A 242-nucleotide genomic window follows, 5' to 3' on the forward strand; every position below is an offset into this window, starting at 1 on the left:
CATCAACATGGTATAGGAGTAATAATGGACTGGGTGCCATCGCATTTTCCTAAGGATGGACATGGTCTAATAAGATTTGATGGTACAGCTCTCTATGAACATGAAGACCCTCGTAAGGGCGAACATAAAGATTGGGGAACTTTAATTTTTAATTATAGTAGGAACGAAGTCAGAAATTTTCTAATTGCAAATGCCTTATTTTGGTTTGATGTTTATCATATAGACGGTTTAAGAGTTGATGC

At 36.4% G+C, this 242-nt stretch carries 1 protein-coding gene; it reads left to right on the forward strand.

All coding sequences use genetic code 11. The features are described from left to right. Positions 1–24: 24 nt before the first annotated feature. Positions 25–242: 1,4-alpha-glucan branching enzyme (locus N2257_10890; protein MCX7794891.1), on the forward strand; the 218-nt coding region annotated here is incomplete at its 3' end.

It is taken from the genome of Thermodesulfovibrionales bacterium (assembly GCA_026417875.1).
Lineage (GTDB): Bacteria > Nitrospirota > Thermodesulfovibrionia > Thermodesulfovibrionales > CALJEL01 > CALJEL01.